Genomic DNA, 19,947 nt, shown 5'->3' with positions numbered 1-19,947 from the left:
ATTTTATGTCAGAGTCCGCGATCAGTTTTTCTGGTTTACACTGCCTGAATGGGTGGAGGTCAATCAGATCCGGCTAAAAGTGTAAGGCAATCCCCTCTGAGAGGCAAAGACCCCGGGAGCAGCGACGCGTGAAAATTATCCTCGGCGGTGAACCCCTGCTCGGAAACTTGACGGGAATTGGTCAGTATACGCGCCACGTTCTGGAAGGTCTGAGACAGGCCCCAGCTATAGATCAGGTTTCTGTGTATCTGCACGGCAGGCTGATCTCTGCTTCGCAAGCGTTGGAGATGGCAAACGGACAGTCCGATCCCCAAGCCGACCGGCCAAATTTCCCACTACTGGCTAGAATGCACGGGCGAGCATCTCGCAGTGACCTACTGGTTCGGGCCTACAGAACAATCGCCCCGGCCATGTACGCTTGGGGACTGCGGGGGAGCAAACGCACCGACCTGTTCCACTCACCCAACTTCCTGCTACCCAGCGCATTCCCGGGCCGGGTGATCGTGACAGTGCACGACCTGTCTACCTGGCTTCATCCGGAGTGGCATCCTGCTGGACGGTCTGCGCTGGTAAATCATCATCTCAGGCGCCTGGCCTGTGACACCTGCGCCATACTCACTATAAGCGACTTAGTTAAACGGCAACTCGTGGAACACCTACACATTCCCGCCGAACGGGTACGGGTCACGCCACTTGGTGCGGCGTCGGAGTTTGCTCCAATAGATGCCCGCCGCTTCGACACTGCCTGTCCATTCCCGAAATTGGAATACAAGCGTTATTTTCTCGCCTTGGCTACGCTCGAACCGCGCAAGAACCTGCAACGTCTGCTGGACGCATGGATAGAATACCGGCGGGCGCGGGGGTCACAGGCTCTGCCACTTGTGCTCGCAGGCGAGGCTGGATGGCAATGTGAAGACTTGCTGCATCGAATCGCAAGAATCCCGGACAACGGAAACCTTATCAGGCTGGGCTACGTTGACCAGGAAAACGTTCCCACTTTAGTGGCTGGCGCCCGAGCCTTGCTCTTCCCCTCACTGTATGAAGGTTTTGGCTTGCCAGTTCTGGAAGCCTTACAGTCGGGCACTGCAGTGCTGACCTCCCGGGGGACACCAATGGAGGAACTGGTTGGAGAGGCAGCCTGGCTAGTAGACCCTACAGATACTTCGTCGATCACCCATGCCATAGAATCCTTGCATGACGAGGAGGCTACAATGTCCAAGCGCGTAGAAATGGGGCTCCAACGCGCTGGCCACTACTCCTGGCAGAACTGTGTCGCCAGTACCATAGAAGCCTACCAGGAGCTGCTCAACCGCTAGCGCGGCCGGTCATTCGATGCGTTACCTCTGCGACTAATTGCTTCTGAGGCCGGCCCCGGCGGCCGATACTGCTTAAGCACCCTCTCCGGATCCCCCTCAGCCCTGACAGCACCCTCCTCTATCCAGACCACCCGGCTGCACAGCTTCTTAACCTGACCCTCCGCGTGGGAGACGAACACCGCGGTGCGGCCGCCGGAGAGGCGGTCGCGCATGGCCTCCTCGGCCTTCTGGCGGAACTCGGCATCGCCCACGCTCAGCACTTCGTCGATCAGCAGGATATCAACCTTGTTCAGCAGGGCGGTGGTAAAACCGAGCCGGGCGTTCATGCCCGAAGAGTAGGTTTTCACCGGCTCATCAAAGGACTGCCCCAGTTCGGAGAACTCCCGGATTTCCTCCAGACGGGACTCCGCCTCGCGCTTGCTGAAACCCTGCAGCATGGCGGAGAGGAGCGCATTGTCCCTGCCCGAAAGCTGGGGCTGAAAACCCAGGCCCAGGCTCAGGAGGGAGACACTGGCGCCGGGCTGGCGCAGGATCTTGCCCGAGGTGGGCGCGAAAATACCGGCCATAATGCGGAGCATGGTCGTCTTGCCGGCACCGTTGCGACCTATGATGCCGAGGGTCTCACCCTCCAGCAGCTTGAGCGACACGCCGTCCAGCACCTGGTGCACGCCGTGTTCAAAGCTTTCCTTGCGCGCGTGGAAGCTGTGGCTGACGTTGCGCAGTTCCAGCATGACCCGTCTGCCGTCTTCCGCCTGGGGTGCCACAGCCTGGATGTCGTCGGCAGTCATGCGGTCAGCACCTTGAGGGCGAGGAAGCGGCTGGCGCGCCGCAGCAGCAGCACCATGCCCAAAGCGAGCAGCCCGAAGCCGGCACCGATGCCAAGCAGGTGCCACGCATCCGGCGCCACCCCCACCATGAGTATCTGCCGATAGGCATCAATCACGAAGGCCAGCGGGTTCAGCAGGAGAATGAGATCCGTGGCCGCCGGGTCCGGCAGGTCGCGCGGGTCCCAGAATATCCCGGACACGAACAGCAGGAAGATGGTGCCCAGCGACACCATGACGATGAAGTCGAACACCAGACACACCAGGAAGGCGCAGACCAGGCAGGAAGCGACAATGACAATGTAGTTGACCAGGATCAGGGGGATCAGCCAGAACCAGGCCGTGGTAATGGGGTAACCGTTGAACAACAGCACCACAAACAACAGCAGGAATACGCTCAGCTGTTTGTACAGGCCCTCCTGAACCATGGCCATGGGAAACAGGCTCTTGCTGATGTTGGCCTTGCTGATCAGGCCACCGCTGTTGACGATACTCCGGGCAGCCTGGTTTACCGACTTGGAAAACCAGATAAAGGTGAGTTTACCCACCATCAGAAAGACCAGAAAGTCCTCCTTCCGGTTCTGCAGGATAAGCTCGAACACCACGTAGAACACCAGCACATACAGCAGCGGCTCCAGCACCCACCAGATGTAGCCGAAGAAGTAGCGCGACGCATCCGCCTTCAGCGACATGCGCGCCATGGTGTCGATCAGGGAAAAATACTGGGTAAGATTCATAAACCCGCGCGGGAGTGCTGCCCGTAGAAACCAGCGGGGGAGTTTATCAGTGCCGGGAATTTTCGGCTACAACAGCTGCGCCCGGGCGCGGGGCCAAGTAAACTGCCGCGCATGACTTCCAAAACCCACACCCCACGCAAGCGCTTTGGCCAGAACTTTCTCCGGGACGATGGTGTGATTGCCGCTATCGCCAACGCCATCCACCCCCAGCCGGGGGAACACCTGGTGGAAATCGGGCCGGGCCAGGGGGCGCTGACGGCGGCGATGATCAGCCGGGAGATCCGCCTGGATGTGGTGGAACTGGACCGGGACCTCATCACCAGCCTGCTGGCCGCCTTCAGCATCTACCCGGGGTTCAAGCTGCACAGTGCGGATGCGCTCAGTTTCGATTTCGCGGCCCTGGCCCTAGACGGCGTGCCCCTGCGGGTGGTCGGCAACCTGCCCTACAATATCTCCACGCCGCTGCTGTTCCGGCTGCTCGAGTTCGCGCCCCTGGTCCAGGACATGCATTTCATGCTGCAACTGGAGGTGGTCAACCGGCTCGCAGCCAGCCCGGGCAACAAGCACTGGGGGCGCCTGGGGATCATGGCGCAGTACCATTGCGCGGTGGAGCACCTGTTCGATGTGCCGCCGGAAGCGTTCTTTCCGCCCCCCAAGGTCCAGTCGGCGATTGTCCGCCTGACCCCCTACCAACGCTCTCCCTGGCCCGACTGCGATGTGCGCGGGCTGAGGACCATCGTCCAGGCCGCTTTCGCCCAGCGCCGGAAGACCCTGCGCAACAATTTGAAGGGTATACTCGACGACACCGCGCTGGCAGGCTTGGGGGTAGACCCCGGCTGCCGGGCTGAGACCTTGCAGCTCGAAGACTTTATCCACATGGCCAATTATCTGGGCAACAACTGAAACACATGAATAGCCAAACAGTCAGCATCGACGTCTTTGCCACCTATCTCGCCCGCCACTCGCGCCCTGAGGACAATCAATATGCGTTTGCCTACACCATCACCATCAGCAATGAGGGTGACGTTCCGGTGCAGTTGCTGTCCCGGTACTGGGTCATCACCGACGCCGATGGCGAGGTACAGGAGGTGCGCGGCGAGGGCGTGGTGGGCGAACAGCCGGTTATCCAGCCCGGCAGTTTTTTCCGCTACACCAGCGGCGCAACGCTGCCGACGCCGGTCGGCTTCATGCAGGGCAGCTACACGATGATCGTACTGGACGGCGAGGATACCGACCCGGGCGCGCTGCCCGCCTTCGAGGTGCCAATCCGCGCCTTTACCCTGCACACTCCAACGGCGCTGAACTGAGGCCGCGGCTATGGCGACCTATGCTGTAGGAGATATCCAGGGTTGTCTGCAGCCCCTGAAATGCCTGCTCAAGCGAGTCGACTTCAACCCTGACCGGGATGTCCTCTGGTCTGTCGGCGACATTGTGAATCGGGGCCCCAAGTGCCTGAAAACCCTGCGCTTTCTTTATGACATGCGAGACAATCTGGTGATGGTACTGGGCAACCATGACCTGCATCTGCTGGCCGTTGCCGCCGGGGTCAGGACCCCTTCGCCCTCGGATACCCTGGGCAAGATCCTGGCGGCACCCGACCGCGACAAGCTCCTGAACTGGCTGACCCACCGCCCGCTGCTGCACTATGAGCACGGCTACACCATGGTACACGCCGGTATCCCGCCGCAATGGAGCGTCGAGGATGCCATGCGCTACGCCTGGGAAGTGGAGGAGGTTCTGCAGAGCCCGGACTGTGTGGAATTTCTGCGCACAATGTACGGCAACGAGCCCGCGGTCTGGTCCGATGATCTCACCGGCATGGTCCGGCTGCGGGTCATCACCAACTACCTGACGAGGATGCGTTACTGCACCAAAAAGGGAGTACTGGACCTGGTCAGCAAAGGCCCCAGCCCCAATCCCCAGCCGGAGGGTGACAGCAAGAAGGTGTCGCCCTGGTTCAGCCATAAAGAGCGCAAGTCCGCCAACGAGAGAATCATCTTCGGGCACTGGGCCTCGATTGAAGGCCACACTGACAGCCCCAACAGCATCGCCCTCGACACCGGCTGCGTCTGGGGCGGCGCCATGACCCTGTTCAATCTGGACACTGGCGAGCTGACCTCCTGCCGCTGCAAGGGCGGGCGCGCGCGAGAATGAAAACCTACCTGGTCGGCGGCGCGGTCCGCGATGCTCTGCTCCGCTACCCGGTCTCGGAAAGAGACTGGGTGGTGGTCGGTGCCACGCCTGAGCAGATGCTGCAACAGGGCTACCAGCAGGTGGGCAAGGACTTCCCGGTCTTCCTGCATCCGGAGACCAGGGACGAGTACGCCCTCGCCCGCACCGAACGCAAGCAGGGCCACGGCTACACCGGCTTTGCCGTCCACTGTGATCCCGCGGTCACCCTGGAGGAAGACCTGCTGCGCCGGGACCTCACCGTCAATGCCATGGCGCAGGACGCGGACGGCACGATTATCGATCCCCATGGCGGCCAGCGGGATCTGGCCCAAAAAGTGCTACGGCACGTTTCCGCGGCCTTTGTGGAGGACCCGCTGCGAGTCCTGCGCACGGCCCGTTTCGCCGCACGCTACGCCCACCTGGGCTTTACCGTGGCGGCGGACACCATTGCCCTGATGGCGGAGATCGTCGCCCAGGGAGAGCTGGCCCACCTGCCCCCGGAAAGGGTCTGGGTGGAACTGGAACGCGCCCTGGGCGAGCGCAATCCAGAGGAATTCATCGCCGTGCTCCGCGCCTGCGGGGCCCTGCAGGCGTTGCTGCCGGAGGTGGAGTCCCTGTTCGGGGTGCCGCAGAGCGCTGAACACCATCCGGAGATCGACACCGGCCTGCACACCCTGCTGGTGCTGCAGCAGGCCGCCCGCCTGAGCCCGGCAACCGACGTTCGCTTTGCCGCTCTACTGCACGACCTCGGCAAGGGCCTGACCCCGGAGACGGAGTGGCCACGCCACATCGCCCACGAGCAGCGCGGGCTGGCCCTGGTGCGCCGGGTGTGTGAGCGCTTGCGTGCGCCCAACCAGCACCGGGACCTGGCGCTGCAGGTCTGTGAGTTCCACCTGCTGGTACACCGCGCCCGGGAACTGCGCGGCAAGACTCTGCTGAAATTGCTCCGCGCCACCGGGGCCCTGCGCCAGCCGGAACGGCTGCAGGCCTTTGTCCAGGCCTGCGAAGCTGACGCCCGCGGGCGCAGCGGGATGGAGGAGCGGCCCTACCCCCAGGCGGAGTATCTGCAGCGGGCCCTGAGGCTGGCGCAATCTGTAACTGCGGCGCCGTTTGTGGCACAGGGAATAAGCGGCAAGGCCCTGGGCGACGCGATTGCGGCAGAGCAGGTTCGACTGCTGGACCGTCTCCGCGCCGAGCACGGCAGTTGAGTGTAGCGGTCCCGGCGGCCTGGCAGTGCGCTCCTGGCCGAGCCGTTAGATCCAGCGCCCCCGCCAGCTAAAGTCCACCCGGTGCAAAGCCTGGCTGCGCTGATCAAACTCCGCCCAGAGTTCCGCATAGCTACGTCCGTCCACGGGGTGGCGCGCACGGGGTGCCAGCTCCGCCAGCGGCCGCAGCACAAAGGCATTTTCCAGGATTTCCCCCCGCGGCAAGGTCACCCCGCCAAACTCGCCGACCAGGTTGCCATAGGTGAGAATATCGATGTCCAGCTGCCGGGCGGAGAAGCGGGTCGCGTTGGCGGGACGGCCGTGCTCGGTTTCGATGTGCCGCAGCCGGGAGGCCAGCTCAGCCAGGGGCAGGCCGGTACTGGCACCCACCACCATGTTCAGGAACGGCTGGCCGTCAAAGCCGATGGCGGGGCTGTCGTACACCGGCGACAGTGCCAGCTCGCCGAGCAGTAGCTGCAACGCATCCAGCCCGGCCACGAGGTAGCGTTCGCGCTCGATATTGCTGCCCAGACCAAGGTAAACGCAGGTCATGCGGGCCTTGCTCCGCGCTCAATCAGCACACCCACGTCCCGCGCCTGCTGCACCGCACCGGGTTTGCACAGGCGCAGGCGCAGCCAGGGCACACCAAACTCGGACAGCACCAGCGCCGCCAGGTTTTCGGCCAGGGTTTCCAGCAACTGGTAGCTGCTACCTTCTATATACTCAATAACCCGGCCGGAAACAGCCGCGTAGTCCAGAGCCCTGCCGATGGTGTCGCCCGCCGCCGCGGGGCGGTTGTCCCAGGCCATTTCCAGGTCCAGCACCAGAGTCTGGCGAATGCTCCGCTCCCAGTCATACACGCCAATGACCGCATCGGCGCGCAGCTCGCGAATGAAGACGGTATCCACAGTCAGCTCACCCCGGATAGCCGCAATGGCGGCAGTTCAGTCATGGGCCAGCGCGGGCGCACGGTCGTTTCCGGGCCGTCGTGCTGCCCAGCCTGCAGGCGCTGGGCACCCGCATAGGCAATCATGGCGCCGTTGTCGGTGCAGAACTCTGGCGCCGGGTAGAACACCTTCGCGCCGAGCTTGCCCAGCTCCCTTTGCAGCCGGGCCCGCAGGTTGCGATTGGCACTGACGCCGCCCGCCATCACCAGGGTGTGCAGGCCCTCCTGCTCCAGCGCGCGACGGCACTTGATCACCAGAGTCGCCACCACCGCCTCTTCAAACGCGCGGGCGATGTCACATTTGTCCTGCTCGGTGAGGCCGGTTTCCTCGCGGCAGGCAGTGACAGTATTGAGGGTGAAGGTCTTGAGGCCGCTGAAGCTGAAATCCAGCCCGGGCCGGTTCACCATGGGCCGCGGAAAGTCGAAACGAGCCGGATCGCCGGACTCCGCCAGCCGCGCGATATGGGGGCCGCCGGGGTAGGGCAACCCGAGCATCTTCGCGGCCTTGTCGAAGGCCTCGCCAGCGGCGTCGTCCAGGGATTCGCCCAGCAGCTGGTATTGGCCAATTCCGTCCACCCGCACCAGTTGGGTATGGCCACCGGACACCAGCAGGGCAACAAAGGGAAATTCCGGGTGCTCATCCTCCAGCATGGGGGCCAGCAAGTGCCCTTCCATATGGTGTACGCCCAGAGCCGGAATACCCCAGGCCCAGGCCAGGGACTGGGCGAGGGTCGCGCCGACCATCAGGGCTCCGACCAGGCCGGGGCCGGCGGTATAGGCAATGCCATCGAGCGCCGAGGCCGCGACACCGGCATCGTCGAGCACCTGCTGCAGCAGCGGCAGGGCCTTGCGAATGTGGTCGCGGGACGCCAGCTCGGGCACCACGCCGCCGTACTCGACGTGGATATCCACCTGGCTGAACAGGGCGTGCGCCAGCAGGCCGCGCCCGGTGTCATACAGCGCCACAGCGGTCTCATCGCAGGAAGTTTCCAGGCCCAGAATCAGCATCGTCGTCTTCAATACAGCAAAGGAGCGCATGATAGCCGCTTCACCCGCCCGGAGTCAGCCCCAAGGATGTAGGAGCCCGCTCCGCGGGCGATGGCCCTTATCGCCCGCGGAGCGGGCTCCCACACTGCGCTCCTACAGGGCTTTGCAAATACCATCAACTGGGTATAGAATGCGCGACCTTTTAAAGCTCTGGTCGCCGCAGAGGCCGGCTGGCGCACTACTTACTGAAACGGGTAAAGAATTAATGCCGCATATCAAGATCAAGGAAAACGAGCCTTTTGACGTCGCCCTGCGCCGCTTCAAGCGCTCCTGCGAAAAAGCCGGCGTTCTGGCCGAAGTCCGCAAGCGCGAACACTACGAGAAGCCCACCACTACGCGCAAGCGCGCTGCCGCAGCGGCGGTCAAGCGCCACCTGAAGAAACTGTCCCGGGAAAACCGCAAGCGCGTCCGCCTGTACTAGGCAATCCCCGAACAGGCGTTCCCAACCAGGCGTCCCCACTAGGCGTACCCCACCATGAGCGATGTCCCGCTGACTGAAACCATCAAGGCCGCCATGAAAGCGGCAATGAAGGCGCGGGAAAAGGAACGCCTCGGCACCATCCGGCTGATCCAGTCGGAAATCAAACGCATCGAAGTGGACGAGCGCATCGAACTAGATGACGCCCGCGTGCTGGTCGTGCTCGACAAGATGATCAAGCAGCGCCGCGACTCGGCACAACAGTACCACGCTGCCGGCCGCGACGAACTCGCAGCCCAGGAAGAGCGGGAAATCACCGTTATCCAGGAGTTCCTCCCCGCCCAGCTCAGCGCTGCCGAACTGGAAGCCATGGTCGACGCCGCCGTGGCGGCCGCCGGCGGTTCCGGCATGCAGGCAATGGGCGCGGTGATGGCCGAACTCAAGCCCAGACTGCAGGGCCGGGCCGATATCGGCGCCGTCAGCAAGCTGGTCAAGGCCCGCCTCACCGCCTGACCCCAGCCGGCCCTGACAAGACCCCCGCACCGTGCTTCAATAAGCGGTCTCCCCAAGAGCACTGCTGACACCCCCTGATGGCTGGACGTATTCCACAAAAATTCCTCGACGACCTGCTCGACCGGGTCGACATCGTCGAAGTCATCGACCGCCGGGTAAAACTCAGGAAAACCGGCAAGAACTACAGCGCCCGCTGCCCCTTCCACGAGGAGAAAACCCCCTCCTTCAGCGTCAACCCGGACAAGCAGTTCTACTACTGTTTTGGCTGCGGTGCCGGCGGCAATGCGCTCGGCTTTGTCATGGACTACGAGAACCTGGACTTCCCCCAGGCGGTGGCGACGCTGGCCGGCAGCCTGGGTCTGGAAGTGCCGCGGGAGGAGACTCGCGGCGGTGCAGCCCAGGCGCAGCGGGAGGACAGCAACAAGGCGCTTTATACCCTGCTGGAGCAGGCTGCGCGCTTCTACCAACAGCAGCTGCGCTCGCACCCGGAGGCTCACCGCGCGGTGAGCTACCTGAAGCAGCGTGGGTTGACCGGGCGAATCGCCAGGGATTTTGACCTCGGCTTCGCCCCGCCGGGCTGGGACAACCTGCTGCAGGCGCTGGGTCAGGACGAGCATCAGCGCAAGCTGCTCTTGGAGTCCGGCATGCTGGTGCAAAACGACGCCGGGCGTACCTACGACCGCTTTCGTGACCGGGTGGTGTTCCCCATCCGCGACCAGCGCGGGCGCGTCGTCGCCTTCGGCGGCCGGGTGCTCGGTGACGACAAACCAAAATATCTCAATTCACCCGAAACCCCCGTATTCTCCAAGGGCCGCGAGCTGTACGGTCTGTACCAGGCCCGCCAGGCCAACCGCAAGCTGGAGCGGGCGCTGGTGGTGGAAGGCTACATGGATGTCATTGCCCTGGCGCAGCATGGCATCAGCAATGCCACCGCCACTTTGGGCACCGCCACCAGCCAGACCCACCTGGAGCGTCTGTACCGGCTGACTCCGGAAGTGGTGTTCTGCTTCGATGGCGACGCTGCCGGGCGCAAGGCCGCGGTCCGCGCCCTGGAGGCGACCCTGCCCTGCATGGAAGACGGTCGCCAGGCCCGCTTCCTGTTCCTGGACGAGGGGGAAGACCCGGATACGCTGGTACGCAAGCTGGGGGAGGATCGCTTCCGCGAACTGGTCACCGGCGCCACGCCACTGGAAACCTTCCTCTTCGACGCGGCAGGCGACGGCCTGGATACCAGCACCCTGGACGGCCGCGCGCGCCTCAGCAAGCTGGCACTGCCCTACATTCGCCAGCTACCGGAAGGGGTGTTCCGGCAACTGATGTTCCGCGCCCTCGCCGAGCGCACGGGGCTGACTGTCGCCGAGCTGATGCACCTGGAGGCCCCGCCTCCCCCACCCCCCGCACCTGAGCCGCCAGCCGAATGGGAACAGGCGCCCGATTCCGGCCAGCCCACCCCGAAGCAGCGGGCAGCCAGCGATCGGGCACGGGCGGGGTTTTCCAACCTGGCTCAGGCCGCCATCGCCCTGCTGCTGCACCAGCCGGACATGTCCACCCGGGTGGACCCGGAACCACTGGCCACGCTGGAGGGCGACGACGTCGCCCTGCTGCGGGACTTGCTGGCCCTGTTGCAGCGACGCCCGGACTCCAACACGGCCATGCTGCTGGGCCACTGGTATGGCACCCCTGAAGGCGAGTTGCTGGGACGCCTGGCGGGCCAGGAGCGGCTGATTCCACGGGAGGGCATCGAACAACAGTTCAGCGACACTCTGGCCGCGCTCGCGCAGTTGCCACAGCGGAGCCAGTTGTCTGCACAGGTCGACAAACTTAAGGTCACCAACTACGCTGACATGAGCGATGCGGAGAAACAGAAGCTGAGAGAGTTGTTAAAACAAAAACAGAGCATGGATGAGGCCCGCAACAAGCGCAAGCCCTGAGGGAATCCGCCGCCACGCCGCAAGCACCTCGGCGCACAACTTGTAACGGGCACCCCATGGCCCCATATATATGGGTACAGTCGTCCGTAATCAGGCGCCAGCGGGATCAGGAGCCGTACATAACAGGGATATGACTGGATAAGTCACTGATTTTCCGGTTATAATCTCCGGCTGAATTTTTTTTGCATTTTTTCGAGGGTGTCTGCTGAATGACCAATGTTGCCCAACAACAGTCCCGGCTCAAGGATCTCATTGCCCGCGGCAAGGATCAGGGTTACCTGACCTATTCCGAAGTCAACGATCACTTGCCGGAGGACATTTCCGATCCGGACCAGGTCGAAGACATCATCCAGATGATCAACGACATGGGCATCCAGGTGTTTGAAGTCGCCCCGGATGCTGATGAACTGTTGATGACCGAGGGTGACAGCGCCGCCGACGATATCGCCGCCGCTGAAGCCGCCGCTGCCCTCGCCGCAGTGGAAACCGAAGCTGGCCGCACCACCGACCCGGTGCGCATGTACATGCGCGAAATGGGCACCGTTGAGCTGCTGACCCGGGAAGGCGAAATCGTTATCGCCAAGCGTATCGAGGAAGGTATCCGCGAGTTGATGGCGGCCCTCGCCCACTACCCCGGCGCCGTGAAGCAAGTGCTGGACGAATATGAACAGGTGGTGAAGGAAGAACGCCGTCTGGGCGATGTGCTCATCGGCTACCTGGATCCGGCGGAGCACGTCCCTTCCGCCGCCGAGGTCGCCGCGGAAATAGCCGAGTCCGCAGACGCAGACAACTCCGATGAGGAAACTGAATCCGGCCCCGATCCGGTGGAAGCCAAGAAGCGCTTCACCGCCCTCAAACGCCAGTTCAGCAAGACCGAGAAGGCCATTGCCACCAGCGGTCGCAATGACAAGGCCGCGATCAAGGAGATGGAAAAGCTGGGGGAACTGTTCAAGTTCTTCAAGTTGACGCCGCGCGTCTTCGATCCGCTGATGGAGAAGCCCCGCCAGGTCCTGTCTGCCGTGCGCGACCAGGAGCGCCAGATCATGACCATCGCGATCCGCGATTGTGGTATGCCGCGCAAGGACTTCATCACTTCATTCCAGGGCTCGGAATCTGACGTCAAGTGGATCACCCGGCAGACCAAGGGCAAGAAGGATTACGTCGCCAAACTGACCGCGCAAAAGGAAACTATTACCCGCCTGCAGCGCCGCATCATTGCGGTGGAAGACCAGTGCGGCCTGCCGGTCAACGAGATCAAGGAAATCAACCGCCGCATGTCCATGGGCGAGGCCCGTGCCCGCCGCGCCAAGAAGGAAATGGTCGAGGCCAACCTGCGCCTGGTGATCTCCATCGCCAAGAAGTACACCAACCGCGGCCTGCAATTCCTGGACCTGATCCAGGAGGGCAACATCGGCCTGATGAAGGCGGTGGACAAGTTCGAGTATCGCCGCGGCTACAAGTTCTCTACCTACGCCACTTGGTGGATCCGGCAGGCCATTACCCGCTCCATCGCCGACCAGGCGCGCACCATCCGCATCCCGGTACACATGATCGAGACCATCAACAAGCTCAACCGCATCTCGCGGCAGATGCTGCAGGAGATGGGCCGCGAGCCCACCCCGGAAGAACTGGGTGAGCGCATGGACATGCCGGAAGACAAGGTGCGCAAGGTGCTGAAGATCGCCAAGGAGCCGATCTCCATGGAGACCCCCATCGGTGACGACGAAGATTCGCACCTGGGTGACTTCATCGAGGACGCTACCATCAGCTCACCGATTGAAGCCGCCACCGGCCAGGGCCTGCAGGAAGCCACCACGGAAGTACTGGCGGGCCTCACCGCCCGCGAGGCCAAGGTACTGCGCATGCGCTTCGGCATCGACATGAACACTGACCACACCCTTGAGGAAGTGGGCAAGCAGTTCGATGTAACCCGCGAGCGCATCCGCCAGATTGAAGCCAAGGCCCTGCGCAAGCTGCGCCACCCGACCCGCTCGGATTACCTGCGCAGCTTCCTCGACGAGTAACAGCGTCTGGATGATTACCCCGCAGTTTCGCTCGGCAGAGTCCGAATTCCACGTTGGCTGGATAGGCGCCTACCAGTCCGCCGAAGATTTTGGCGCCAGCATGGACAAATGGGTCAATGCCTCGGGCAGCGTGTCGCAGACATATTCAGACACGCTGGACTGCACTCACGCCTTGATGGCCTCATACACCGTGGGCGCCCCCGAGGGCCCGCCCGAGGACGGTTTGGTGTGGTTCTCCCGCTGCTCGCTGGCGGATGACGCCAGCTTCGCGGACGCGGCCGCCAGCCACGCCAAGGTCACCGCCATGATGCGGGAGATGGGGGCAAAGGGTTCCAGCTGGATCCTGGTGCCGGGGCTGGGTTCTGGCGACGCCGAGTTCGATTACTATCAGGTGGGCGCCTGGCCTTCCTACCCGGTCTTCGCCAGCGCCTGGGAAATCTTCATCAACGGCGGCGGCATGGCGAAATCAAATGCACTTCAAGACGGCGTCACCCGGTGCAAGAGTCCGAATGTGTATGATGCCAAGCTGATTCTGGCGCCGCCCGCGGCTGATTGAAACAGAAGCACTGAAAGGCTCAGCGCCGACTTCCGGGGGCTGTGCCTCTCCCCCTGCCCAACCAGGGGCCAGGGGCTGTGCCTGCGGCCGCTTCTTCTCTATAATCCCCCATCCCCTGTTGCGGGCCCATAGCTCAGTTGGTTAGAGCATCCGACTCATAATCGGCAGGTCGAAGGTTCAAGTCCTTCTGGGCCCATTACTTACCCCTCCAGCACCATCCAACAATGTCCGAACGCCCCTGTATTTATTGAGTTTTTACCCTATACTGACTCCATTGCGGTCCGGGGGCGTCCATCAACATACCCCCAAAAGCGGGGGTATGACCGGGGGTACAACTGCCAGCCCCGTATCTCATACCCCCAAATGGGCATACCCCAGGGTAGAAGGAGTGCGGCATGGGCAAGCTGACGGCAACCGAAGTTAAACAGGCCAAACCGAGCGCCAAGGACCGAAAGTTGTCGGATGGGGCCGGATTGTTCCTACTCGTCACCAGCACCGGGGGCAAACGCTGGCGCTATAAGTACCGCTTTGCCGGTAAGGAAAAGCTGCTGGCACTGGGCACCTACCCCGACATTAGTCTGGCAGACGCCCGCAAGCACCACCAGGAGGCCCGCGAACGGCTGGCCAAGGGCATCGACCCGGGCGAGGTGCGGAAGGTGGAGAAGCTGACCCGGCACCTGGCTGCAGCTGAAAGTTTCGAGGCAATAGCCCGCGAGTGGTTCAACACGAAAATGCTGGGCCACTCTGAGGGCCACAAGGCGCGCACCATGCGTGCTCTGGAGAAGGACTTGTTCCCGGTACTCGGGGGCCGGCCGATTGCCTCAGTATCCTCACAGGAGCTACTGGCCGCCCTGCGCCGCATCGAAGCCCGCGGAGCGATTGATACCGCGCACCGCGCAAAGCAAACAGCCGGGCAGGTATTCCGGTACGCCGTCGCCACAGGCCGGGCGGAGCGCGACCCATCCGGCGACCTGAAAGGCGCACTGAAAAGCGCCACCACTAGGCACAACCCCGCTATTACTGACCCTGCCGGAGTCGGCCGCCTTATGGTGGCTATCGAAGGGTTCCAAGGCACCCCCGTAGTTAAAACCGCCCTGCAACTGTCCGCCCTGCTGTTCCAGCGCCCCGGAGAAATTCGCGCTATGGAGTGGGCGGAAATCAACTGGGAGGCAGAACGCTGGGAGCTGTCCGCCGATAAAATGAAAATGAAGCAACCGCACATTGTCCCGCTATGCCGGCAGGCGCTGGAGCTGCTTCGGGAGCTGCACCGATTGACAGGCCGGGGGCGCTACGTATTTCCCAGCGCCCGGGGTGGCAGCCGCCCACTGTCTGAAAATGGTGTACGCACCGCCTTGCGGACTATGGGGTATGACAACGACACCATGACCCCGCACGGATTCCGGGCAATGGCCCGTACCCTGCTGGATGAAGTGCTGGCCTATCGGGTGGACTGGATAGAGCACCAGCTGGCGCACGCTGTAAGAGATGCGAATGGCCGCGCGTATAACCGTACAGCACACCTCAAGGGGCGCACAGAAATGATGCAGGGTTGGGCTGACTATCTGGATGTGCTGCGACTGGAAACCCGCGATGCGGGCAATATCAGAAGCCCGTTTAAAAGCGAGTAACGTTTTCAAATGAAGCCGATCGGGAAATTGTCAGTAACTTACAAAAAATAATTTCAAGTCCCTAAGTAAAGCTAACTATATGTTTCTAAAGTCCATTCTTGTGGCAACAAGTTATGGAGAACACGAGAGACAATTCAAGCGGATCTGTGGTTGCCAACCCTCTGCAGGCTCCTATAGTATTGGACAGGAAGACTGCAGAGCCGCCGCCGATCAACGGCACTGGGTGTAAGCACAGCCCTTGGCGCACGTTTAGTGCTTACTGAGCAGTAGCTCAGCCCCCGAATTCGTCTCCCGGGGAGCAAGAAGCTCACTCTTTTTATAGTGGGATTTTTTGTTCCTTTTTGGAGACGAATTTTATGAATCACATTATTTTAAAACTGCCCGCCGTACTTGGTGCTCGGGCACGTTCGCGTAGCGCCCACTATTCAGACATCCAGCAAGGTCTCTACACACCTCCTGTTCCTCTCAGCAGCGGGGGGCATTCCGTCGGGTGGCCTGAGCGCGAGGTTGAAATACTGAACGCCGCCCGAATTGGCGGGATGAATGACGATGGCATCAGAGCACTAGTTAAAACCCTCCTAGCAGCCCGCAAAGCATTGTTACGCGATGGGGGGGTGCTCCAGTGAAAACTTCAAACAAGTGTCACCAAAGCTACAACCATGGATTGGCTGAGCGTGGAAAATATGCTTTCTACGATGGTAGCGGCTACAAAATTAAAGAGGCATATTGCTTCGCTCAAGACCTCCCAAGAAATCTAAAAGCTATAGGAATAAACAGGGCAAGCAAAGGTAGGATTCAAACCGATATTCAACACTGCCTGCCATATGAAGCACACACATGGGTTAAGAAGCTTCCCGAGTCACTATGTAGGGAGCTGGCTTTTAATGTAGTAGGCGCAATAGAAGCTCTCTCAAGGGATGGAGTCAGCCCATCGAAGATAAAAATCATTCGAGGCATGTTAAGTTCATGGACTCCGCACTTCATTACGCGCGCCGACGCGGCACGACTTCATGCTAAGTCCAGTTGGAAAACAACGGTACTTGATCTGAGAGCCGGCGTTGGGCCTGTACATGAATTAATTGAAGACTTTCTGATCATGATGGAGTGGTTAATGGAGGAGGCGGGCATCGATGACGACCTCTGAGATTATCCGCACCGCAACAGCATCAGATTTCACCAAACCCGTTAAAGCTAAGTCCATTACGTGGCAGATGCTCGAAGGTTACCTTTGCAAACCAAAAGTCGGGCCTAAGGAGGGAAACGGCTTTGTCGCAGCCGCTATAGATGATGGTCCAAGAAAAAATGAACGAGTTGGCTCTGTATCACTTCTCGTTTACGACTTAGATAATAAGAACTCAGTGGTTGTGGCTGATGAACTTCGGCATAGAATCGAAAGCAAAAGATATAGGGCGATAATACATTCGACACACAGTCACACGCCCGATAAACCAAGATATCGGCTAATTCTTGCCGTTAGCGAGCCGATCATGCCCGCAGACCATAAGCAAATCTTGATAAGCGTAGCTGCCCGGTTAGGTATCTCTGATGCGTTGGACATGAATGCAACCGACCTATCCAGATTTTTCTACCGTCCAAGGTGCCCCGTTGAGCAAGTTGGAAACTATGTATTCATTTCTGTGCCTGGGGCCGCTGTAGATATCGGAAGTCTGCGCAGTATCGCTAATCAAAATGTCATTGATCTATGCGCTTGGAGAGGCGTGGACTCGGTTAATAGAAATCTAGCAGGTGTACAAGACTTGTTAGAGACGGACCAGAACTATGAACTCGTGCGGAAGATGCTGTCGTCGGTACCGTCCGACTGTGACCGTGATAAGTGGAGGAATATAGTCTGGTCGGTCATCTCGCTGAACTGGAGTACGGGCAAGGAGCTTATCAGAGAGTGGAGCATGCGGTCCGATGCGCATTGGGGCGACCCGATAAATGCGAGAAAGGCCAGTGCCGACTTAGATAACGTGGTCGCCGATTACGATCCTATGAGTGGAACTAGTATTGGTACTCTGTTCCACCATGCTACAGAAAGCGGCTGGAATCGGACCAAGCCCAACTCGGAACCAGCACCGGAGCGCTTCATCTTCCACACAGCCAGCGAAGTCGCGAGCCTGCCACCTCCTGAGTGGAGAATCAAAGGCCTCCTCCCAAGGCAGGGGGTAGCAGCTGTCTACGGCCCCTCAGGGTCTGGGAAATCGTTTCTGGTCCTCGACATGCTAGCTACCCTAACGCAGGGCGGCGACTGGTTTGGGCACGCGCTGAAGCCCTGTCCGGTGATCTACGTGGCTCTTGAAGGTACCGCGGGTATACGTAAACGTCTTCAAGCATGGTCGCGGCATCACGGGCAGAAATTGCCAAAACCATTCAAGATTGTGACCCAGAACTTGTCGTTGCTCAGCGCCAGCGTTGTGTTGTTCGCGGAGGACATACGAAACGCCGGGCTTTGTGGTGGGGTTATCGTAATTGATACGCTGGCTCAGAGCGCTCCAGGGGCGGACGAGAACTGTTCCAAGGATATGGGGACCATCCTTGCACACGCGCAGCTTCTGCAGCGAGAGACCGATTCCATGGTCTTGCTGGTACACCACGCCGGCAAGGAAGCGAGCCGGGGGATGCGTGGGCACAGCAGCCTACATGCCGCGCTGGACACGGTCATTGAGGTAAAACACCCCGTATCGGGGCGCGAGTGGCAGGTCACGAAGTCAAAAGACGGCGAGGGGGGTATATCGTGCCCCTTCCGCCTGGAACCAGTCCAGCTGGGGCACGATGGGGACGGCGATAAGATAACGTCCTGTGTGGTGATCCACGACCTATTTAGGCAACCGGCATTGAAGGAGCCTTCCGGCAAGAACCAGAGGGCTATTCTGGTAGCCCTACGGGAAAGTGCAGCTGGTACCGGGACAATCGGAGTCGAAGAGGCTTTTGCAGTTGCGACCGATGCGCTGCCATCTGACGTCTCTGATCGAAGAAGCAAAGAGCGTGTCAAAGGTGCTCTTCAGCGCCTCGAAAAACTCGGCCATTTAGTCCGGGATGATGACAGTTATGAAGTCAAATAACTTCCCGATATTTTGCGCCCGTTTCCCCCCCCTTATAGGGGGGGTGGGAAAAACGGGCAAGGGCCACGCCCGAAAATGTCCATTTCGGGCAGTTTCGGGAAAACGGGCAAGGTTCCGTCTTTGAGGTCCTGTGCATGATTAACTCCCCATCTGGTCAGGCCACGGTTTACGATGATTGATCAGCCAGACTCAGCCGAGAATTTCATCCTAGCTTACGGTGGCCGTACCCGGTGCCGACGGTGCGCGGCCAAGTGCAAGAGCACTCAGGAGCGCTGCCGAGCGCCCGCTATGGCTGGTAGGCGTGTCTGCCGTCTTCATGGTGGCAAGTCCACTGGACCTAGGTCAGACGAAGGTAGGAGCCGCTGTGCGGGGGCAAAGACCGTCCACGGGCGCGAGACAAGGGAGGTCAGGCGGAAGCGGGCCATAGCGTTGGCTGAGCTGAGGCAGATTGAGGAGATTGGATTCGAGTGTGGGTTGCTGGAGGGCAGGCGCAGTCCAGGGCCGAAGCCGAGATGACACGTCATGCTCGACAAGTGCTCCAGCATCTGCTATCAAAACAAAGTGATGTTGGTTGAATTTCCGTTGCTTGTCACTGGAAAGGGGGCATCACTTGTGGAGGTACAACCTACATTGGGATTAGTAACCCGAAGCGGGTCCGATGTGCCGGCATCATTGGGACACCTAAACTTAGAGCAGGAATTCCACGTCAACCGAGGTGATGTGCACTGGCGCTGGTCAGCAGAGATTGCCATGTAGAATTAATATTCAAGGCCTAGCAACTTCTTTTTGCTGAATTAAATGATGGATAGTAATGCGGGACGAAATGATACGTTTAAAATTAGGCTTTCATAAGATGATTAGCTTTCCAAGGAATAAGAGCCGAAAAGGTATATTCGGCCTTCTTCTTGCGACTTCAATGCAAGTATCTCACGCCGACGATTTAGACCTTAGCTTGATATGCTCTATAACTCACAATGAAGTCACAGCAATTATCCATGGAGAGTCTGTCACAGAAAAAAATCATTATTCGTCGGCGGATGTTGGATTAACAATTGCGTTCCATCCGTTTGATGTGGACGCTATAGGTTATTCTGAATCGGAAGGGAAACGACAACAGTTTAAGTTTGCAGGGAATTACCAAGCCAAGATCACTGGTTCATTCCCTTTTTCAACTCCGGTCCTTTACGCTCTCGATGAATCGGCGGTGCTCTTGGATTTTGATTCTTATGTGCGGGGTGAGGGAAACTACCTTAAAGCAACTCCCAGCAACATTCTATTTTGGGCAAGAGTAGAGGATTATTTTCTCTCCAAGGACAATACATACAGGATAGAACTAGATCGCATGACAGGGAATTTTTTTGTAAGTTTCCGGGACGCCATAGGCTTTCACTATAGTTATAATGGAAAATGTAAGCCTGCGGACAAAGCTTTGTTTTGACATTGACTGAGGTTATGGCCGGTGTTTGGCTCTCTGGCAGCGGCAACCGGAGACGGAGCTGGATAGTGCATTCAGACCGAGGCTCCAACTCCGTCGGCAATGCATACAGTCGCTTACTGCAAGCCAG

At 60.1% G+C, this 19,947-nt stretch carries 20 protein-coding genes and 1 tRNA gene; 16 read left to right on the top strand and 5 right to left on the bottom strand.

Annotation, left to right across the window (positions count from 1 at the left end; all coding sequences use genetic code 11):
• Positions 1 to 128: 128 nt before the first annotated feature.
• On the top strand, positions 129 to 1,316 hold the full coding sequence (locus Q6D67_RS05235) for a glycosyltransferase family 1 protein (RefSeq protein ID WP_304704528.1): 1,188 nt from the start codon (positions 129 to 131) through the stop codon (positions 1,314 to 1,316).
• Here Q6D67_RS05235 and Q6D67_RS05230 read toward each other — a convergent pair.
• Positions 1,313 to 2,104: an ABC transporter ATP-binding protein gene (locus tag Q6D67_RS05230; protein ID WP_304704527.1), complete on the bottom strand. Its 792-nt coding sequence runs from the start codon at positions 2,102 to 2,104 to the stop codon at positions 1,313 to 1,315. The two genes, Q6D67_RS05235 and Q6D67_RS05230, sit on opposite strands and share 4 nt — an antisense overlap.
• Entirely contained in the window at positions 2,101 to 2,877 is a 777-nt protein-coding gene (locus Q6D67_RS05225) for an ABC transporter permease (protein WP_304704526.1), read from the bottom strand. Before Q6D67_RS05225 ends, Q6D67_RS05230 begins: the two co-directional genes overlap by 4 nt.
• Before the next feature lie 102 nt (positions 2,878 to 2,979).
• Between Q6D67_RS05225 and rsmA the strand changes: the two genes are divergently transcribed.
• The 4 genes from rsmA to Q6D67_RS05205 are packed head-to-tail and all read left to right on the top strand — an operon-like array spanning position 2,980 to position 6,257.
• Entirely contained in the window at positions 2,980 to 3,780 is an 801-nt protein-coding gene (rsmA, locus tag Q6D67_RS05220; RefSeq protein ID WP_370551923.1) for a 16S rRNA (adenine(1518)-N(6)/adenine(1519)-N(6))-dimethyltransferase RsmA, read from the top strand.
• Between the two features lie 5 nt (positions 3,781 to 3,785).
• Positions 3,786 to 4,184, top strand: coding sequence for a Co2+/Mg2+ efflux protein ApaG (apaG, locus tag Q6D67_RS05215; protein WP_304704524.1), 399 nt, complete (start codon positions 3,786 to 3,788; stop codon positions 4,182 to 4,184).
• A 10-nt stretch (positions 4,185 to 4,194) separates the two neighbouring features.
• On the top strand, positions 4,195 to 5,031 hold the full coding sequence (locus tag Q6D67_RS05210) for a symmetrical bis(5'-nucleosyl)-tetraphosphatase (protein ID WP_304704523.1): 837 nt from the start codon (positions 4,195 to 4,197) through the stop codon (positions 5,029 to 5,031).
• Complete coding sequence (locus Q6D67_RS05205; protein ID WP_304704522.1) at positions 5,028 to 6,257, top strand: multifunctional CCA addition/repair protein; 1,230 nt, start codon at positions 5,028 to 5,030, stop codon at positions 6,255 to 6,257. The genes Q6D67_RS05210 and Q6D67_RS05205 overlap by 4 nt, the downstream gene beginning before the upstream one ends.
• 45 nt (positions 6,258 to 6,302) lie before the next feature.
• Here Q6D67_RS05205 and folK read toward each other — a convergent pair whose 3' ends face one another.
• Genes folK through tsaD form a run of 3 tightly spaced genes read right to left on the bottom strand, consistent with a single transcriptional unit; the run spans position 6,303 to position 8,208 of the window.
• Positions 6,303 to 6,806, bottom strand: a complete 504-nt coding sequence (gene folK / locus Q6D67_RS05200; RefSeq protein ID WP_304704521.1) for a 2-amino-4-hydroxy-6-hydroxymethyldihydropteridine diphosphokinase — start codon at positions 6,804 to 6,806, stop codon at positions 6,303 to 6,305.
• A complete protein-coding gene (gene folB, locus Q6D67_RS05195) occupies positions 6,803 to 7,162 on the bottom strand; it encodes a dihydroneopterin aldolase (RefSeq protein ID WP_304704520.1) in 360 nt (119 codons plus the stop codon). Before folB ends, folK begins: the two co-directional genes overlap by 4 nt.
• A gap of 2 nt (positions 7,163 to 7,164) precedes the next feature.
• On the bottom strand, positions 7,165 to 8,208 hold the full coding sequence (gene tsaD, locus Q6D67_RS05190; RefSeq protein WP_304704546.1) for a tRNA (adenosine(37)-N6)-threonylcarbamoyltransferase complex transferase subunit TsaD: 1,044 nt from the start codon (positions 8,206 to 8,208) through the stop codon (positions 7,165 to 7,167).
• Between the two features lie 244 nt (positions 8,209 to 8,452).
• Here tsaD and rpsU point away from each other — a divergent pair, with 244 nt between their 5' ends.
• From rpsU to Q6D67_RS05140, 11 genes are all read left to right on the top strand, one after another.
• The gene (rpsU, locus tag Q6D67_RS05185) at positions 8,453 to 8,668 is read left to right on the top strand and encodes a 30S ribosomal protein S21 (protein ID WP_304704519.1); all 216 of its coding nucleotides are present in this window, start codon (positions 8,453 to 8,455) and stop codon (positions 8,666 to 8,668) included.
• A gap of 54 nt (positions 8,669 to 8,722) precedes the next feature.
• Positions 8,723 to 9,178 carry a GatB/YqeY domain-containing protein gene (locus Q6D67_RS05180; RefSeq protein ID WP_304704518.1) on the top strand — a complete coding sequence of 152 codons (456 nt, stop codon included), beginning with the start codon at positions 8,723 to 8,725 and terminating at the stop codon, positions 9,176 to 9,178.
• A 77-nt stretch (positions 9,179 to 9,255) separates the two neighbouring features.
• Positions 9,256 to 11,109 carry a DNA primase gene (dnaG, locus tag Q6D67_RS05175; protein WP_304704517.1) on the top strand — a complete coding sequence of 618 codons (1,854 nt, stop codon included), beginning with the start codon at positions 9,256 to 9,258 and terminating at the stop codon, positions 11,107 to 11,109.
• A 209-nt stretch (positions 11,110 to 11,318) separates the two neighbouring features.
• A complete protein-coding gene (gene rpoD, locus Q6D67_RS05170) occupies positions 11,319 to 13,133 on the top strand; it encodes an RNA polymerase sigma factor RpoD (protein ID WP_304704516.1) in 1,815 nt (604 codons plus the stop codon).
• Between the two features lie 10 nt (positions 13,134 to 13,143).
• Positions 13,144 to 13,689 carry a hypothetical protein gene (locus Q6D67_RS05165; protein ID WP_304704515.1) on the top strand — a complete coding sequence of 182 codons (546 nt, stop codon included), beginning with the start codon at positions 13,144 to 13,146 and terminating at the stop codon, positions 13,687 to 13,689.
• Between the two features lie 122 nt (positions 13,690 to 13,811).
• Positions 13,812 to 13,885 (top strand) — tRNA-Ile (locus Q6D67_RS05160).
• Between the two features lie 199 nt (positions 13,886 to 14,084).
• Positions 14,085 to 15,317, top strand: coding sequence for an integrase arm-type DNA-binding domain-containing protein (locus tag Q6D67_RS05155; RefSeq protein ID WP_304704514.1), 1,233 nt, complete (start codon positions 14,085 to 14,087; stop codon positions 15,315 to 15,317).
• A gap of 622 nt (positions 15,318 to 15,939) precedes the next feature.
• Positions 15,940 to 16,461 (top strand): hypothetical protein, encoded by a 522-nt coding sequence (locus Q6D67_RS05150; protein WP_304704513.1) that lies wholly within the window; start codon positions 15,940 to 15,942, stop codon positions 16,459 to 16,461.
• Positions 16,448 to 18,382: an AAA family ATPase gene (locus Q6D67_RS05145; RefSeq protein WP_304704512.1), complete on the top strand. Its 1,935-nt coding sequence runs from the start codon at positions 16,448 to 16,450 to the stop codon at positions 18,380 to 18,382. The genes Q6D67_RS05150 and Q6D67_RS05145 overlap by 14 nt, the downstream gene beginning before the upstream one ends.
• Positions 18,383 to 18,553: 171 nt before the next feature.
• Entirely contained in the window at positions 18,554 to 18,898 is a 345-nt protein-coding gene (locus Q6D67_RS21730; protein WP_370551921.1) for an HGGxSTG domain-containing protein, read from the top strand.
• Positions 18,899 to 19,193: 295 nt separating this feature from the next.
• Complete coding sequence (locus tag Q6D67_RS05140) at positions 19,194 to 19,820, top strand: hypothetical protein (protein ID WP_304704511.1); 627 nt, start codon at positions 19,194 to 19,196, stop codon at positions 19,818 to 19,820.
• Positions 19,821 to 19,947 lie beyond the last annotated feature (127 nt).

This window comes from Haliea sp. E1-2-M8, assembly GCF_030649675.1.
Taxonomy (GTDB): Bacteria; Pseudomonadota; Gammaproteobacteria; order Pseudomonadales; family Halieaceae; genus Haliea.
The sequence above is the reverse complement of the archived record's forward strand: the minus strand, read 5'-3'. Positions and strand labels throughout refer to the sequence as shown.

Excerpts from the sequence above, each read along its gene's own strand:
- Q6D67_RS05230 (WP_304704527.1), bottom strand. The coding sequence starts at position 2,104 with ATGACTGCCGACGACATCCAGGCTGTGGCACCCCAGGCGGAAGACGGC.
- Q6D67_RS05225 (WP_304704526.1), bottom strand. The coding sequence starts at position 2,877 with ATGAATCTTACCCAGTATTTTTCCCTGATCGACACCATGGCGCGCATG.
- apaG (WP_304704524.1), top strand. The coding sequence starts at position 3,786 with ATGAATAGCCAAACAGTCAGCATCGACGTCTTTGCCACCTATCTCGCC.
- Q6D67_RS05210 (WP_304704523.1), top strand. The coding sequence starts at position 4,195 with ATGGCGACCTATGCTGTAGGAGATATCCAGGGTTGTCTGCAGCCCCTG.
- Q6D67_RS05205 (WP_304704522.1), top strand. The coding sequence starts at position 5,028 with ATGAAAACCTACCTGGTCGGCGGCGCGGTCCGCGATGCTCTGCTCCGC.
- folK (WP_304704521.1), bottom strand. The coding sequence starts at position 6,806 with ATGACCTGCGTTTACCTTGGTCTGGGCAGCAATATCGAGCGCGAACGC.
- tsaD (WP_304704546.1), bottom strand. The coding sequence starts at position 8,208 with ATGCTGATTCTGGGCCTGGAAACTTCCTGCGATGAGACCGCTGTGGCG.
- rpsU (WP_304704519.1), top strand. The coding sequence starts at position 8,453 with ATGCCGCATATCAAGATCAAGGAAAACGAGCCTTTTGACGTCGCCCTG.
- Q6D67_RS05180 (WP_304704518.1), top strand. The coding sequence starts at position 8,723 with ATGAGCGATGTCCCGCTGACTGAAACCATCAAGGCCGCCATGAAAGCG.
- dnaG (WP_304704517.1), top strand. The coding sequence starts at position 9,256 with ATGGCTGGACGTATTCCACAAAAATTCCTCGACGACCTGCTCGACCGG.
- rpoD (WP_304704516.1), top strand. The coding sequence starts at position 11,319 with ATGACCAATGTTGCCCAACAACAGTCCCGGCTCAAGGATCTCATTGCC.
- Q6D67_RS05165 (WP_304704515.1), top strand. The coding sequence starts at position 13,144 with ATGATTACCCCGCAGTTTCGCTCGGCAGAGTCCGAATTCCACGTTGGC.
- Q6D67_RS05155 (WP_304704514.1), top strand. The coding sequence starts at position 14,085 with ATGGGCAAGCTGACGGCAACCGAAGTTAAACAGGCCAAACCGAGCGCC.
- Q6D67_RS05145 (WP_304704512.1), top strand. The coding sequence starts at position 16,448 with ATGACGACCTCTGAGATTATCCGCACCGCAACAGCATCAGATTTCACC.
- Q6D67_RS21730 (WP_370551921.1), top strand. The coding sequence starts at position 18,554 with ATGATTGATCAGCCAGACTCAGCCGAGAATTTCATCCTAGCTTACGGT.
- Q6D67_RS05140 (WP_304704511.1), top strand. The coding sequence starts at position 19,194 with ATGCGGGACGAAATGATACGTTTAAAATTAGGCTTTCATAAGATGATT.